The organism is Lysobacter soli, assembly GCF_009755585.1.
In the GTDB taxonomy this organism is placed as follows: domain Bacteria; phylum Pseudomonadota; class Gammaproteobacteria; order Xanthomonadales; family Xanthomonadaceae; genus Lysobacter_J; species Lysobacter_J soli.
On record NZ_CP046603.1, the window covers coordinates 3075777 to 3092094 of the forward strand.

General features: G+C 66.0%; 11 protein-coding genes and 1 tRNA gene. 3 read left to right on the forward strand and 9 right to left on the reverse strand.

Annotated features, from left to right (window positions below; all coding sequences use genetic code 11):
* Nucleotides 1-33 precede the first annotated feature (33 nt).
* Entirely contained in the window at nt 34-2067 is a 2034-nt protein-coding gene (gene uvrB / locus GOY17_RS14040; protein WP_115842597.1) for an excinuclease ABC subunit UvrB, read from the reverse strand.
* 91 nt (nt 2068-2158) lie between these two features.
* Between uvrB and GOY17_RS14045 the strand changes: the two genes are divergently transcribed.
* Both GOY17_RS14045 and GOY17_RS14050 read left to right on the forward strand, forming a co-directional pair.
* Entirely contained in the window at nt 2159-2749 is a 591-nt protein-coding gene (locus GOY17_RS14045; RefSeq protein ID WP_198173692.1) for a GspH/FimT family pseudopilin, read from the forward strand.
* Nucleotides 2750-2797: 48 nt separating this feature from the next.
* A tRNA-Asn gene (locus GOY17_RS14050) sits at nt 2798-2874 on the forward strand.
* Between the two features lie 130 nt (nt 2875-3004).
* On the opposite strand, the gene GOY17_RS14055 is transcribed toward GOY17_RS14050, so the two are convergent.
* Genes GOY17_RS14055 through GOY17_RS14080 form a run of 6 tightly spaced genes read right to left on the reverse strand, consistent with a single transcriptional unit; the run spans nt 3005 to nt 10083 of the window.
* Complete coding sequence (locus GOY17_RS14055) at nt 3005-3433, reverse strand: type IV pilin protein (protein WP_157030864.1); 429 nt, start codon at nt 3431-3433, stop codon at nt 3005-3007.
* On the reverse strand, nt 3430-7215 hold the full coding sequence (locus GOY17_RS14060; RefSeq protein WP_157030865.1) for a pilus assembly protein: 3786 nt from the start codon (nt 7213-7215) through the stop codon (nt 3430-3432). Before GOY17_RS14060 ends, GOY17_RS14055 begins: the two co-directional genes overlap by 4 nt.
* Nucleotides 7216-7225: 10 nt before the next feature.
* Complete coding sequence (locus GOY17_RS14065; protein ID WP_157030866.1) at nt 7226-7735, reverse strand: pilus assembly PilX family protein; 510 nt, start codon at nt 7733-7735, stop codon at nt 7226-7228.
* Nucleotides 7736-7748: 13 nt separating this feature from the next.
* On the reverse strand, nt 7749-9041 hold the full coding sequence (locus GOY17_RS14070) for a PilW family protein (protein WP_157030867.1): 1293 nt from the start codon (nt 9039-9041) through the stop codon (nt 7749-7751).
* Entirely contained in the window at nt 9038-9559 is a 522-nt protein-coding gene (gene pilV / locus GOY17_RS18840; protein ID WP_198173693.1) for a type IV pilus modification protein PilV, read from the reverse strand. The genes GOY17_RS14070 and pilV overlap by 4 nt, the downstream gene beginning before the upstream one ends.
* Nucleotides 9556-10083 (reverse strand): GspH/FimT family pseudopilin, encoded by a 528-nt coding sequence (locus GOY17_RS14080; protein ID WP_157030869.1) that lies wholly within the window; start codon nt 10081-10083, stop codon nt 9556-9558. The genes pilV and GOY17_RS14080 overlap by 4 nt, the downstream gene beginning before the upstream one ends.
* Nucleotides 10084-10295: 212 nt before the next feature.
* Here GOY17_RS14080 and GOY17_RS14085 point away from each other — a divergent pair, with 212 nt between their 5' ends.
* Nucleotides 10296-11318 (forward strand): sensor histidine kinase, encoded by a 1023-nt coding sequence (locus GOY17_RS14085; RefSeq protein WP_157030870.1) that lies wholly within the window; start codon nt 10296-10298, stop codon nt 11316-11318.
* A gap of 51 nt (nt 11319-11369) precedes the next feature.
* On the opposite strand, the gene ppnN is transcribed toward GOY17_RS14085, so the two are convergent.
* Nucleotides 11370-12755, reverse strand: coding sequence for a nucleotide 5'-monophosphate nucleosidase PpnN (gene ppnN / locus GOY17_RS14090; protein ID WP_115842444.1), 1386 nt, complete (start codon nt 12753-12755; stop codon nt 11370-11372).
* A gap of 112 nt (nt 12756-12867) precedes the next feature.
* Nucleotides 12868-16281 (reverse strand): TonB-dependent receptor, encoded by a 3414-nt coding sequence (locus GOY17_RS14095; protein ID WP_198173694.1) that lies wholly within the window; start codon nt 16279-16281, stop codon nt 12868-12870.
* Nucleotides 16282-16318: the final 37 nt, after the last annotated feature.

Below are 16318 nucleotides of genomic sequence, written 5' to 3' on the forward strand. Positions count from 1 at the left end.
GGTCCGTACGCGTCGGACCTTCGCCGCGCCGGTTCAGGCGGCGAATCCGGCGTCCTTGAGCTGCCGCAGCTGGTCGCGCACCGCCGCGGCTTCCTCGAATTCCAGGTTCTTCGCGTGTTCGTACATCTGCTGTTCGAGCGCCTTGATGCGCGCGGCGAACTGCGCCGGCGTGAGCTTGGCGTAATCGGCCAGGCTCTCGCCCACCTTCTTGCCCTTGCCGCGACCCTTGCCGACCTCGCCCGGTTCGGGGCGCGCGCCTTCCATGATGTCCACGATCGGCTTGGCGACCGAGCGCGGCGTGATGCCATGCTCAAGGTTGTGCGCGACCTGGCGCTGGCGGCGCCGGTCGGTTTCGTCCAGCGCCGCCTGCATCGACCGGGTCACGCGGTCGGCGTAGAGGATCGCCTTGCCGCGCACGTTTCGCGCGGCGCGACCGATGGTCTGGATCAGCGAGCCGGCCGAACGCAGGAAGCCTTCCTTGTCCGCGTCGAGGATCGCCACCAGCGACACCTCCGGCATGTCCAGGCCCTCGCGCAGCAGGTTGATGCCGACCAGCACGTCGAACTTGCCCAGGCGAAGGTCGCGGATGATCTCCACGCGCTCGACGGTGTCCACATCGGAGTGCAGGTAACGCACGCGCACGCCGTGTTCGCCGAGGTATTCGGTGAGGTTTTCCGCCATGCGCTTGGTGAGCGTGGTGATCAGCACGCGATCGCCCATCTTCACGCGTTCGTTGATCTCGCCCAGCACGTCGTCCACCTGCGTGGCGACCGGTCGGATCTCCACTTCCGGATCGATCAGTCCGGTTGGGCGCACGACCAGTTCGACGATCTGGTCTTCGGACTTTTCCAGTTCGTAAGGGCCCGGCGTCGCGGATACGTAGATCGCGCGCGGCGAACGGCCTTCCCATTCCTCGAACCGGAGCGGGCGGTTGTCCAGCGCGGACGGCAGGCGGAAACCGAATTCCACCAGAGTTTCCTTGCGCGAACGATCGCCCTTGTACATCGCGCCGATCTGCGGAACGGTCACGTGCGATTCGTCCACCACCAGCAGCGCATCCGGCGGCAGGTAGTCGAACAGGCACGGCGGCGGCTCGCCCGGCATGTGGCCGGTGAGGTGGCGGCTGTAGTTCTCCACGCCGTTGCAGAAACCCACTTCGGCGAGCATTTCCAGGTCGAACTGCGTGCGCTGCGCGAGGCGCTGCGCTTCGACGAGCTTGTTCTGCGCGTACAGCTGCTCCAGGCGCTCGCGCAGCTCTTCCTTGATGGTCTCGACCGCGTCGAGCACGGTGCGGCGTGTAGTGACGTAATGCGAACCGGGATAGATCGTGTAGCGCGGCACCTGGCGCAGCGATTCGCCGGTGAGCGGGTCGAACAGCGTCAGGCGTTCGATCTCGCCGTCGAACAGCTCGATGCGCAGCGCTTCGGCATCGCTTTCGGCCGGATGCACGTCCACCACTTCGCCGCGCACGCGATAGGTCGCGCGGCGCAGTTCGGTGTCGTTGCGCGTGTACTGCATTTCGGTGAGGCGGCGGATGAGTTCGCGCTGGTCGATGCGCTCGCCGCGCACCATGTGCAGCACCATGCGGAAATATTCGTTCGGATCGCCCAGGCCGTAGATCGCCGAGACGGTGCAGACGATCAGGGCGTCGCGGCGTTCGAGCAGCGCCTTGGTCGCCGACAGGCGCATCTGCTCGATGTGCTCGTTCACCGAACTGTCCTTCTCGATGAAGGTGTCGGACGAGGGAACGTAGGCTTCCGGCTGGTAGTAGTCGTAGTAGCTGACGAAGTATTCGACCGCGTTGTGCGGGAAGAACGACTTGAACTCGCCGTACAGCTGCGCGGCAAGCGTCTTGTTCGGCGCCATGACGATCGTCGGTTTCTGCACCTGCGCGACGACGTTGGCGACGGTGAACGTCTTGCCCGAGCCGGTGACGCCCAGCACCGTCTGCGCCGCCAGGCCGTTCTCGAAGCCCGCCACCAGGCGCTCGATCGCCTGCGGCTGGTCGCCCGCGGGCTGGTACGACGAGACGAGCTGGAAACCGGCGGGATGGAGGCTGTCGTTCATCGGCATGGCTCCGGAAAATTCCTCAGTGTAGACCGCCTCATGGATGGGGGCGGGAACGGCATTTCCCTACCCTGCCCGACGGCGCGCGGCGATGCCGCCGGGCCGCGTTGGCGGCGACGCTGGAGCCCTCTCCCACGCTGCTTTCGACGCCATGGACCGGGCCCGGGGCCTCACCCTTCCTGAACTGATCACCACCCTCGCCGTGCTGGCGATCTGCACTGCGCTCGTCTGGCCTCAATTCAGCTCGCTGATGTTGCGCACGAAAGGGACGGCGGCGCTGAGCCTGCTCGGCACATCACTGGCTGGCGCGCGGATGGGGGCCGTGTCGCGGCGAGTGCCGGTCACGGTGTGCCCGAGCTCGGACGGGCGACAGTGTCGCAAGGATTCGATCTGGGACGACGGCTGGATCCTGTATCGCGATCCGCATGGCCGGGACCAGCCCGAGACGCCTGCGGACATCGTGCAGCGGTTCACCATCGACCACGACGCATTCACCCTGCGGAGCACCAGCGGCCGCCAGCGCGTGCGCTACGTGTCCAGCGGCTATACGGCCACCAACAACCTGACGATCCTTCTGTGCGAACGCCGCGCGCAGCGCGAGGTGGGGCGCGTCGTGGTGAGCCGCCCTGGGCGCATCCGCACGGCGCGGCCGCGCGCTCCGAATCCCGGATGCGTCTTCTGAGCATCATGTCTTGACCTTGCCGCCCGAGGCTTTACAATGCCGGTCCCCGCCCGAATAGCTCAGCCGGTTAGAGCACTTGACTGTTAATCAGGGGGTCGTTGGTTCGAGTCCAACTTCGGGCGCCAAGATCGAAAGCAAAAAGGGCCGCGAGAAATCGCGGCCCTTTTTGTTGGTCGGTGTATCGCGGTGATGACGCGGATGGCGCATCGAGAGCATGCACGCGCCAGGCATGCGATCACACCTGACGCTCGCTCGTTACCAGCACACGCTCGGGTCGCTACCGGTCGCGCTCTTCGCACCGGACTGGGTAAGCGTCAGCGCCAGGCACTTCGCATCGCGCTCCTGGCCGGCACCGCTTACGGGCGTGGCCGTGAGCGTGTAGCCGGCTGCGGTGGCGTTCGACACGGCAACCGTGTAACGCGCCGTGCCGGTGCTGGGCGAATTCGCCTTGGTCGTCGGCACGGTGAAACCCGCATAGGTCCCGTTGACCGTCCTGAAGCGTTCCGCCATCTGGGCCACTTCGAGTAGATCGGCCTTCGCCTGGCCACGACGACTCTTGCGCACGGCGTCGTTGTACGAGGGGTATGCGATGGACGCCAGGATGGCGACCACCGCAACCACGATCATCAGCTCGACCAGGGTGAAACCACGCGCCGAACGTCGGCGGGACGACAAGCTACTCATCGGATCTGTCTCCAGGATTGACGGCCGCACGGCCTCAGTCGATACATCAGCGGCGCGCCGGCCACGGAGATGATCGTGGTGCAGTAATCGGGCGGCAAGCCTGCCGCCGCAGCCAGGTCTGCGTTGCTCGGATTGCCTTCGAGGGCTCCTTCCTTGCCCGTCGTGTTCATGCCCACCTCGGTGACGGGCGAAGAGCCATCGCCCGCGAGCGGCCCGAGGCGACCAGTCCCTTCGGCTGGACTGCTGCCATCGATGGATCCCAGCTTGACCACACCGAGATCGCCGCTGCCGTCGCTCACGGACAGCCCGTACAGGAAGTTGCTGCCGCCGCCCGAGCACGCATCGCCTGCGGTCGGCGCATAGGTGGTGAAGTAGATCGTGCCCTGCTCGTCGATGCGCGGGTAACCGATCATGCGCTCACCGGCGGCCACGAAGTTGCCTCCTGTGGTGACGCCCAGGTCGAGGTACCAGCCACGCTTGGTGTAGTAGTCCACCGCAGTGGCGGTGATACCGCCGTTCGCGTTCATGGTCTGGCCGACCAGGTTGCTGCGCGAAAGCGGCAACGTGATCGATTCGTCAGGCATGTCGAGCACGCTGTACATGGTCTGGCGATCGGTGTTCTGCTTGTCGCCATCGCGCGAGAAGCTGCCGGTGCCGAACAGCAGCAGGACGCCGTTGCGCGGGCCGACCGCCGCCTCGATGCCGCCCGTGATCGGCTGGCGCTTGGCTGCGTCGCCCGTACCGTCCTTCGCGGTGAACAGCGGCTTGCCGCCGAGCGCCACGCGGCTGGTGCCCGAAGCCAGCAGATCGAATTTCCAGACGTTGCCCTGGATGTCGCCGCCGTACACGGTGTCGACCATGCCGTCGGTGCCCGCCACATACCTGCGCGCAGCGGGATCGTACTTGTAACGGTCCAGCGCGGCGACGTTGCCCAGACCGTTGGGCGCGACCGGACCCGCGGTTTCCTTCGCGTCGATGTAGTCCACATCGCCGGTGGCGATGTCCACGATGAAGAGGGTCACGGTGCCCTGGGTCGCGGCGACGCCATTGAGCTTGTTGTTGTAGCCCGCGCCGAAGATCGCCTTCCACACCGGGCGACCGCTGCTGCTGCGCACCGGCACGATGACCGGCTTGGACAGCACATGGCCGATGCGGTCGCCGACTGCGCCCGGAATCTTGTCGTTGACTTCCCACAGCACGCTGTCGGCATCGAACCCACCGCTGCCGGCCGAGGTCACGTCCAGACCGAACACGCTGCGGCCACCCGCGCCGGACGTGCCGACGAGTACGGTCTTCCAGGTAGTACCGAACAAGGCGTCGGATGCGACCACCGGGCCGTCGACGTAGTAACGGTGCTGGAAGTTCGGGCTGCTCGGGAAGAGCAGGTTGCCCATGTAGCCCACGGCAGTTGCCGGGATGTAGCCGAACGCTTCCTCGCCCGTGTCGCCACGGAAGCCGTGCAGCATGCCGTCGTTCGCGCCGACGTACACCATCCGCCTGCGGTTCTTCTTGGCGTCGAGGTACGCGTTGTAGTTGTACGGATCGTACTGGAAGGTGCCGTCGGCCTTGCGCAGCACCGAATAGCCGTAGTCGTCGGTCGGCGCGGTGACCACCGGCGCGGAATTGATGATGTCGCCCAGCGGATGCGTGCGCACGCGCAGCTTCGTGCCTTCCAGGCTGCGGTCGCCGGCCAGGTACTGCACCGCCTGCGTGGCCGTGACGCCCAGCGCAGTGATGTCGGCGCCTGCGAGCGGGCCGCACGTACCGGCGGCGTAGTTCGCACAAAGCGCGGCCAGCGTGGACGGACCGCCCGTGTAGAAGTTGGCGACCGCCGGGGTGCTGTCGTCGGTAGTGGTCGCGTAGAAAAGCTTGCGGCTGGCCGCTACCGGCAGCTTGGTGCTCGCGGTCCACTGGGTCGTGTAGGTGATCGTGGGCTTGCCGTCCGTGCCGCGGCCCTGCACCGGCTTGGACGCGACGATATCGCCGTACCAGTCGACGCCATTGCGGTTGAAGCGCGGCGTGATCGAAAGGGAGTTGTCGCCCAGGCGCGAGCCGGTGATCGCCAGGCTGCCCGACACGCCGCCGCCCACGCCCACCGACGCGAGCACGCTGCGCATGGCGTTGGTGATGTCGGCCGGCGTCTGCGCGTTGATGTAGCCACCGCGCGCGTTCATCGTCGCGTGCCAGATTTCGTCGACGGTGTTGGGGTTGTCGTTGGTACGCGTTTCCCAGGCCGGCGAGGTAGCGGACGCCAGCGCCTGCTGCGTCGCCAGCGCACCGTCGGTGCGGCCGTCAGGACGGACGCCCCAGTTCACGCCGAATTGCTTGCCCTTCGCGCCCAGCGTGATGCCGTAGAAGTTCATGTGCAGGTTGGTGTTGCAGTCCAACCCCTTCTTCTGCGCATCGGTGCCGCTTTCGCAGACCTGCGGGTTGGCCGTCGGCACCTTGCCCGGAGTGAAAGCGTTACCGCGCAGCGTGGTGTTGTAGTAGTACGCGGCGATGTCGGCGAGCGTGTTGTCGAAGCTGTCGGCAAACGGCACGCCGAGGGTGCCGTCGGCATTGTTGTAGCCGGTCGGTCCGTTCTGGTTGCTGTAGCCGTCGGTGAACAGCATGCCCGCGTTCTTCTGGCAGGCGTTCTGGATGACGTTGGTGTTGGTGTTGAACTGCTTGCCGATGTGTTCGACGGCGAAGCGGTTCGGCGTGCTGCCGTTGGCGCTCAGCTTGAGCACGTCGGTGAGCAGCGCGGTCTTGTCGGCCGTCACCTGCATGTCGCGCATGGTGAGCGTCGGGTAGTTGTTGTAGGCGCCGTCTTTCAGACCGCTGTTGATCGTGAAGTAGCCGACGCGGAGCTTCTCGGTGTCCTTCAGCGAACGCGTCAGGCCCGCGACCATCGCGCGGTTGCGGTTTCCGTAGTACGAGAACCAGTTGGCGAAGTTCTGCTTCGCCGCGTCGGAGGTCGGCGTGTACTTGTACAGCGAGCAACCGGTGCCGCAGGCATTGGCGACTTCAACCGCCGTCGAGTAGCCCGCGATCACGCGGTTCTGCTTGAGGTAGACCACCGCCGGAACGTGTTCGATGGCGATGTCTTCGGCACCCGCGTCCCAGGTAAGGTTCGAAGAAGCGCTGTATCCCACCCAATCCGACCGTGTGCAGCCGCCCCGGTTGTTCCACTCCACGCACTGGTACCGGCTGTAGTTCGTGCCGGACGGGATCACCATGCCCGTCTGCATGCGGAAGTCGTCGTTGGTGTTGGTGCTGTAGTACTTGGCGAACAGGTTGACCGAGGCGGTGTTGCGCGGGTCGAGCCTGGTCGCGGTCAGCGAAGCGTTGCCATACGAGGTCAGGTCCGACTTCACCCAGGGCTCGTAGACGGTGTCCGGGTTGTAGTAGGTCGGGTTGTAGTCCGGCGAACGCGCGAAGCCGTAGGCGTCGAACGGCGGAATGCCGTAGTAGTTGTTGATGCGCGCGCCCGGCAGGACGTAGAGGTAGTCGCAGGAACCGGACGTCCGCAGCGCGGTGCCGTTGAAGAAGCTCTTGTCGGTGGTGCTCCAGCAACCTTCACCGTCGGCGCCGGGGAACATCGTCTGGAAGGTCATCGAGCCCGAATCGTCGATGGCCATGATGAAGTTCGGGGAGACGGTCGCGCCCAGGTGCATGGGCTCCTGCGCGAGCGTGCCATCACCCTGGCGGGTGGCATTGGCGCCCACGTCTACCGTCAGAAGGAGCACGCCCGCGGCAGCGGCCGCAGCGAGGGAAACGATCAGCAATCGTTCGAGTTTCATGGAGGCAGCCTTAAGGCACGAAGACGGTTTCGACACCGGCGTCCGAAGTCGGATCCACCGGCATATCGGTCGAGAAGGCGGAGATCTGCCAGATCGAGCGGGTAGTCTCATTTCGTGGCCCCTTGCCCTTGTTCAGGGGTTGAAGGCCCATGCAGTCGTTGAGTTCCGTGCCGACGACGGCGGTGTCCGGATCGTCATCCTGCGAGCGCAGGTCGGCCCAGGCCGAACCGCGAACCGGATCGGGGTCGTCGCACAGACGCTGCTCGTCGCGTTCGCCGCTTCGCGGAATGAAACGGCCCGTGGGTTCGCTGTTGATCTGCGCCTCGGCCAGTCGCGCCAGACCTTCCGCACGCTGGAACGCCTGGTTGGTCGCACGATAGTTGGACGCCATGCGTTCCTGCAGCGAGGCGACCTGCATGCCGGCCACGCCCAGCAGGGCGAGCAGCACCAGGAAGATCAGTGCGACGTACAGCACGGCACCGCGCTGGCGTCCGGGGAAGTTCACGGGAGTACGATGCATAAAGGAGTCCGCCTCAGTTGCCGAACATGCGGTTGCGCAGCACGACCGTGGTCTCGTAGACCGAGCGGTAGTAGCCATCGGAGCTTGGGGGATTCAGCTGCACGCCCAGCACGCGCGGTGCCTGCTGGGCCTGCACCGCCGTCGCACGATCGGAGCTGCGCATGAGCAGCCCGATCTGAACCGAAGCGACGCGGCGCCACTCGTCGCCCTGCGCGTTGTTCGGGTTGCTCGTGGGAGTGGCGTTGACGGCCGACGCCACGCGCATCCGCTCGACGCTGCCGCGCGGCGGCGCATTCGGCAGGTTCTGGTCCATGCCGTACAGCAACTGCATCGATTCGACACCTTCAACCAGTTCTTCCGGGTCGAAGCGGACGTTGGCGCCGTCGTAGATGATGCGCGCGCGATACAGCGACGGCGGCCTGGTGCCATCGGCATTCGTATTGACGCCCGCCGCGACGTAGTAGACGTAGCCTTCCGCGCGGTGCAGCGTCGGCGGCAAGCTGCTGCGCTCCTGGGTCTGCTCCACATTGAGCACGCCGCTCTGGTTCGGACTGGCGCCACCGACGGCGATGCTGACCTGGCCGGTGCCCGCATCGACGACGTTGGAGGCGAACACGCTGGCGGAGGTGCAATCGGCAAGGCCGAACAGGCCGGTGCTGTTGGCGGTCGATACGGTGCGCCCGTACGCGGACGGGAGAATGGTGTAGGAGTTCGCGCTGACCGAGCTGAGCACGGCGGGAACACCGTCGCGCGAGAGGAAGCGCACGACCAGGATGTCGCTGCCGGCGACCGGATTGAGGTTCGCCAGGATGGTCGGCAAGGCCGGAGTCCACTGGTTCGCGTTGCCCGCCACCGGCGTACCCGCCGCGAGCGTACGGCTGTTGCCGGGCGCACTGGTCGCGGCCTCGAAGCCTTGGATGCCCAGGTCGAAGCGCAACGGGAAGCGGTTGTCGCTCAGCGCATTGAAGCTGCGCGCGTTGCGCTCGGCCGCAGTGAGGAACCACAGGTTCAGGCCCTCGCGCGTGGCATCGCTGGCGGTGGGAACCGCCGTCTGCATGCGTGCCTGGTCGTTCACGCAACCGAGGTGGCCGGCCATGCGCAGGTCGCGTTGCACGTAGTCCACGGCGAAGCGCGCGTTCTCCTGCGTCCGGGCCAGGCCGGTGGACAGCTGGTAGGCATTGCGCGAGGCGCTCATCACCTGGACCAGGCCCAGCAGCAGGACCAGGCCGATGACCATGGCGATCATCAGCTCGATCAGCGAGAGACCGGCCGCGAGGCGCGCGTTGTAGGAATGTCGACGGTTCATAGTGTGGAGACCACCTGGAACGAAGTGCGCTGGCCAATGCCCCGCGCGTTCTGCACTTCATCGTCATCCGCGCCGACGTCATCCACCCACGTCACCGTGACGGTCACGATGTAACCCGTCGCCTGCGTGCCCTGGATTTGGACGTTGCCGGTGCCGCCCGGCAGCTGCGACACCACGTCGCAACGCCAGCGCGCGATGTTCTGGAGCACGGAGCCGGCGTTCTCGCCGATCGCGCTGCATCCGCCCACCGGTTCGGTCACACCGGCGAAGGACGCCTGCGTGAGGCGCTGGTACACGACCACGTGCCGCGGATTGGAGCGCATCATGTCGAGCACTTCGCTCGCCAGGTTGGTGGCCATGGTGCGGTTCTCGGCACTGCTGGTGTAGCGCACGTTGAGCACCTGCAGGAACGCGAGGCCCAGCAGGCCCAGCGCGAGCACGAGCAGCGCGATGAGCACCTCGATCAGCGAGAAGCCCGACTGGCGCCGCGAAAGATGCGGTTGGCGGCGGATGGTCACTGGCACGGCTCCTTGGTCATTCGCGTCTGGCCGATCTGGCGCACTTCGATCACGCGGCGGTACTCCTGCCCTGCTTCGCAGTCCTTGATCTGCAGGTTGATCAGGACCGGCGCCGCGACGCGTCCCGACCGGTCGAAGGCCACCTGTTCGATGCCGCCGCCTCCGGACTGCGCGGTCAACTCGATGGCATCGTTGCCCTCGAAGTAGCGGACCACGCGATCGCCTGCACTGAAGGTGCCGTTGAAGTCGACGTCCTCGTAGGCCATGAGGCCGATGTTCCAATCGGTGCCTTCGCAGTTCAGTCCATCCGACGAGGGGCACACGCCGCCCCCGCGGTTTCCGCGGATGCCTTCGCTTCGCGCCAGGTTGAACGCCGCGATGAAGTTGTTGGTACTGGTGGCGACGCGGTTGGACCGCATCACGCCCTGGAAGGACGGGAACGCCAGCGCACTGCCGATGGCAAGCACGGCGATCGCTGTCATGAGCTCGACGAGGGTGAACCCCCGGCTCCTGGAACTGGTCATGGAATTGAATTCCCCTTACACCCCGAGGGCATGTTTCCCTGACCGCCGCTCCCGGACAAGCGCACCGGGGATGAGCGGTCGGATCGGCCGATGGGCGTGGCGGGCGCTGTGACGCGCATCTCGCCCGGTCGCCCTGGCCTGCCGGCTATGGCCCCCGCCACGGGCCGGCAGGCAATATGGTGGCCCGGCGGCCGCTCCAGTGCAGTGCTCCAATGCCCAGTTCGCAACCCGCACACAGTCCGCTGGACGCCCTGTGGCAACCCACGGCGATCATCTGGACGATGCTGTCGGGCGAAGCCCTGGCCCTGCTTCTCGCGCTGGCGCCCGGACTGGACGAACAACGCCTGCGCTACTTCGGGCTGATGTCGGTGGCGATCCAGTGGGTGCTGTTGTGGAGCATCGCCTCGCTGTACCTGGTCCGCCGCCCCCTGCGCTCGCTGCCGCCGCATCGCATCGCGTACGTGGTGCTCGCGATCCTGCTGGTCAGCACCTGGATGATCACCGCCGCGATCGGCTTCTTCTTCCGCGAAGGCTGGGGCATGGACCTCGGCGACTGGCGCTGGACGCAGTGGCGCCTGATCGGCATGGTCATGACGATCGGCGCGCTCGGCATCGCCGTGTTCCAGAGCCAGTGGCGCGCGCGGCAGCTTGCCCTGCGCGCCAAGCAGCTCGAACTGGAAGCCCTGCAGGCCCGCATCCGCCCGCACTTCCTGTTCAACACGCTCAACACCGGCGCCGCGCTCGTGCACCGGCAGCCGGAGGAAGTCGAACGCCTGCTGCTCGACCTGGCCGACCTGTTCCGCGCGGCGCTCGCCGGGCCGCGCGACATCACGCTGGAAGACGAACTGGCGCTCGCCCGCCGTTACCTTGAAATCGAATCGCTCCGCTTCGGCGAGCGTCTGCGCATCGAGTGGAAGCTGCCGCGCGAGATCCCGCGCGTGATGGTGCCCTCGCTGTCGATCCAGCCGCTGGTGGAAAACGCGATCCGGCACGGCATCGAGCGGCGCCCCGAGGGCGGCGAGGTCGAGATCGCGGTGTCGACGATGCCCGACACGGTGATCGTGCGGATCATCAATCCGCTGGCGAGCGGCGGCGAGAACCGGCCCGGCCACCACGTCGGATTGAATGCATCGCAGGTGCGGATCGAAGCCCTGACCGGCGGTCGCGGCAGCGTGCTGACGCAGCAGGAAGGACGCCGCTTCATCGCGACCGTGCGCCTGCCGACGAACGCGTGAACCGAAGAACCAGGAAGGCCGGCGCGATCCGCACCGGCCTGTCCTGACGGCTTACGCCACCACGCGATAGCAGGGTTTGTATTCGCCGGCGATCTTCATACGGCGCTGCTCGACGAACGCGCGCAACAGCGCGTCGAGCGACTGCATCATGTCCGCATCGCCGTGGATCTCGAACGGCCCGAACTCCTCGATGCGACGCATGCCGTCTTCCTTCACGTTGCCGGCGACGATGCCCGAGAACGCGCGGCGAAGATCGGCCGCGAGCTCGTGCGGCTTGCGGCCGTGGTGCAGGTCGAGCGCGGCCATCGCCTCGTGCGTCGGCACGAATGGACGCTGGAACGTCAGCGGGATGTCGATCGACCAGTTGAAGAAGAACGAATCCTTCTGCGCGATGCGATGCTCGCGCACCTTGCGGATACCCGCCGACATGCGCTTGGCGACCTGGTCGGGGTCGCCGACGATGATCTCGTAACGCTTGGTCGCTTCGTCGCCGAGCGTGAGGCGGATGAACTTGTCGATCTGTTCGAAATACGGCGCGGCGGACGCCGGGCCGGTGAAGATCAGCGGGAACGGCAGGTTCGCGTTTTCCTCGCGCAGCAGGATGCCCAGCAGGTAGAGGATTTCCTCCGCCGTGCCCACGCCGCCCGGGAAAACGATGATGCCGTGGCCCATGCGGACGAAGGCCTCAAGGCGCTTCTCGATGTCCGGCATGATCACCAGGTGGTTGACGATCGGGTTCGGCGATTCGGCCGCGATGATGCCCGGCTCGGTGATGCCGATGTAGCGCGTCTTGAAACGGCGCTGCTTGGCGTGCGCGATCGTCGCGCCCTTCATCGGGCCCTTCATCGCGCCCGGGCCGCAGCCGGTGCAGATGTCCAGGCCGCGCAGGCCCAGTTCGTACCCGACCTGCTTGGTGTAGACGTACTCGTCGCGCGAGATCGAATGACCGCCCCAGCACACGACCAGGTTCGGATCGGTCGGATGCAGGATGCGCGCGTTGCGCAGCAGTCCGAAGACGGCGTCGGTGATGCCGTCGCTGGTCTCCAGGTCGCGCGGCGAATCCGGGCCGAGGTCCATCGCGGTGTAGGCAAGATCGCGCACCACGGCGAACAGCAGTTCGGCGACGCCGCGGATGATCTCGCCGTCGACGAACGCCATCGCCGGCGCGTTGTGCAGGTCGATGCGCATGCCGCGATCCTGCTGGTGCACTTCGATGTCGAATTCCGGATACAGCTCGCGCGCGGCACGCGGATCGTCCGACGCGCTGCCGCTGGTGAGCACGGCCAGCGCGCAACGGCGCAGCAGGTCGTGCATGCCGGTGGACACGTCGCGCAGGCGGGCGACTTCGTTGTGCGAGAGGACGTCCAGCCCGCCCTTCGGGTAGATGCGGGCGTTGACGGTGGGAAGCGTGGTTTCGATGGGGGTGGCGGTGCTCATGAACCTGTCTGTCTCTTCTTTCGTTTTTTAGCCCTGCGACTCTAGCCCCCTCCCCCGTAAAAAGAAAACGGCCGGGTTTCCCCGGCCGTTTTCGGTACATCAGGCAGCTGGATCAGAACTCGTAGCGCACGCCGATCGACATCGACCACTGCGAGATGCCGTTGGTCTGGCCGTCTGCGTTGGTCGGGATGCCCTTCGCCGTGGCCTGGCCGAACTCGGTGCCGCTGCGGTACGAGTAGACGTACTTGCCGGTCGCCGGATCGATGCCCACCAGCGTCGCCGCCGCGAGGTTGGCGTTGAAGCCGTAGTCGATCACATGGCCCCAATCCTTGTTCAGCAGGTTGCCGACGTTCTGGATGTCGAACCAGATCTGCGACTTGTGGCCCTTGAAGAAGCCCGGGAGCTCCTGGCTGATGCGCACGTCGAACGTGTTCACCCAGTTGGCGCGGAAGCCGTTCTCCGGAGCAACCTGGCCGCGGTAGGCCTGCAGGTCGGTCTGCGTGCCCATCCAGTTCCAGAACGCCTGCTCCATCGCCGCGTTGGCGGTGAACACGCCGGTGGCGCTGAGCGTACCGAACTGCACGTCGCCCGGGCCCGCCGGCACGTAGAACAGGTCGTTGAAGGTACGACCGTCGCCGTTCGCGTCGCCGCTGAAGATGTAGCTGTACGGACGACCGCTGCGGCCTTCGTAGAACAGGCCGACGCTGGTGCTGTAGTCACCGAAGAACTTGTGGTCCCAGTTCAACGAGCCGGTGATGCGGTCGCGGATCTCGTAACGCGCCGTGCTGCTGCTCGGCTCGTTGGGGTTCAAGCTCAGCTGCGAGCCGAAGCCCGAGCCAGCCGTCGAGCTGGTCAGCGCCGACACTTCCTCGGCGTTGGTGTAGGTGTACGCCAGGCTCCACGACCAGTCGCTGCCTTCCATGAAGGGCTGCGTCAGCGAGACCGTGAACTGCTGGCCCTTGCCCTTGTTGGTGTTCTCCAGCAGGAAGACGTCGCCGAAGTAGCTGTTGTTGCCGAAGCGCGCGGTCGCGTTCTTGTTGACCGAGTTCGGGTTCCAGTACAGCACGCGGCCATCCGGCGAGTTTGCCGGGATGAAGCCCGGGCCGATGTTGAGCGTGCGGTAGAACAGGCCGTTCTTGACGTCGGTGAGCAGGATTTCAGCCGAAGCGACGATGCCGTTCCACGGCGTCTCGACATCCATGGCGAGGTTCGCCTTCCACACCGACGGCAGCTCGAAGTCTTCGCTGATCGCGTTGACGTTGCGGATGCCGGTGCCGCCGGCGGGGATCGGCTGGTTGAAGCCGTCGGCGCTGAAGTCCAGGCCGTTGTTGCAGCCGGTGACGGGGTTCCAGCCGTTGACCGGGCCGGTGCCCGAGCAGTTGATGCTGGCGGTCGGCGAGTACGTGCCGGGGTTGCCGTAAGCGGTGTAGTTCATGCCGGTGCTGCTGTAGGCATTGCCCACCCACACCTGCGGCGCGTCACCCTGGAACAGGCCCACGCCACCGCGCAGCTGGGCCGGACGCTCCCAGTTGAAGGTGTAGTTGAAGCCGAAGCGCGGCTGCAGGATGAAGTCGTCGCTGTAGGTGGCCGTATTGTCGAGGCTGAAGCCACCGTTCGGGCAGGCGGCGCCGCCCGTGCCGTTGGCGACCCGCGCGGACGCGAAGCAGGCGTTGAACGGCGGAGCCGGCGTGGCTTCCGGACGATCGGCGCGGATGCCGTAGGTCAGCGTCAGGTTCGGCGTGGCATACCAGGTGTCCTGGATGAACAGACCGAGCTTCTTGTCCTTGTAACGCGCGGCGATCGCATTCGGATCGGCCGGGTTGGTCTGCAGGTCGTAATCGAAGTAGCGACCGTTCTCGAGGAAGCTGAAGTCCTTGGCGGTGCCGGTACCCGGGACGTAGAAGCTGTAGTTGCCCCACGAATCCTGCAGGAAGTAGTTGTAGATATCGTTCTCGGCGTACTCGCCGCCGAACTTGATGTCGTGGTCGCCCAGCGTCCACGTGCCGGCCGCGAAGTAGTTCCACGTTTCGGTCAGCAGCGTGTTGCCCGGCGAGCTGCGCTCGGTGCCCAGGCGGATCGCGTCGCCGGTGTTGATCGCGGTGGTCGGGCTGCCATCGTCGAAGTACACCTGCACCGTCGGCGCCGTCGTCGGGCTGACGCGAATCGCGGAGTAGTCGCGATACGACACCTTGAACTCGGTCGAGAAGTTGTCCGACCAGTCGCTGAAGAGCTGGCCGACGTAGCTTTCGACGGTCTTGACGTGGTTGTACCAGTTCGAGCTCAGCGCGAGCACCGACGCGGTCGACGCTTCCGGACGCACGCGGTTCTGTTCGAGCTTGCTGTAACGCAGGTTCGCGCGATGGGCATCGTTGATGTTCCAGTCGAGCTTCAGCGCGTACTCTTCAAGCTCGGTGTCGCCGCTGCCGCTCGTGCTGCCCGGCTCGAAGCCCCAGATGTTGCGCGCGATGTCCTGCACGCGGGCCACGTCGTCGGCAGAGAAGTCGGCGCCGACGGCCAGCGGGTTGGTGCCCTGGCTCTTGCCGGCCGGACCGATGTCGGTCTGCTTGAACTTCTCGTAGTTCGCGAAGAAGAACAGCTTGTCCTTCATCAGCGGACCGCCGAAGGTCATGCCGTAGGTCGTTTCCTTCTTGAACTCGTCGAACGGCAGGCCGGTGACGTCCAGGGTGCTGCCGGCGACGCGCGCCGGGTAATCGCCGAACCAGTCGCCGTCGCGGATCGAGCCGTAGATCGTGCCGTGGAACTCGTTGGTACCCGACTTGGTCACCGCGTTGACGTTCGCACCGGCGGCGCCGGAGAACGACACGTCGTAGTTGGCGACATTGACGTCGATGGCTTCGATCGCATCCATCGAGACCGGCTGGCGCTGGGTCGGCATGTTGTTGCCTTCCAGGCCGAAGGTGTCGCTGGCCGAGACGCCGTCGATGGTGATCTTGTTGAAGCGCGGGTTCTGGCCGCCGGCGGAGATCGAACCCGACGCGCGGTCGGTGACGGCCAGGCGCGGATCCAGGCGCATGTAGTCCTGGATGTTGCCGTTGACCGACGGCAGGCCTTCGATGGTCTGGCGGCTGATGCTCGTGCCCGAACCCATCTTGGTGGCGCTGAAGACGTCCGAACCGCCCAGCGCGACCGCCGTGACGGTGTCGAGCGTGGTGAGGTCGCCCGTCAGCGCGGCGTTGATCGTGTTGGTCTTGTTGAGGTCGAGGTAGACGTTGTCTTCCGTCTTCGTGCCCTCGCCCGACTTGGTGATGGTCACCGTGTACGGACCACCGACGCGCAGGCCGCGCGCGGTGTAGCGACCGCTCGCGTCGGTCGTGGCGCGGCTCACCGTGCCCGATTCGACGTGGGTGATGACGACTTCCGCACCGGCGACGGGCTGGCCGTCCGTGCGCGTCACGGTGCCGCCGACGCCGGCGGAGGTGGCCTGTGCGAACACGGGCGCGGTGGCAAGGGCGGCGAGCAGACCAAGCGTGAGCTTGGACAGACGGACGCGATTCGGATGGGTCATTACGATGGCCTCGAAGCGTGGTTCACAAGAGGGAAGC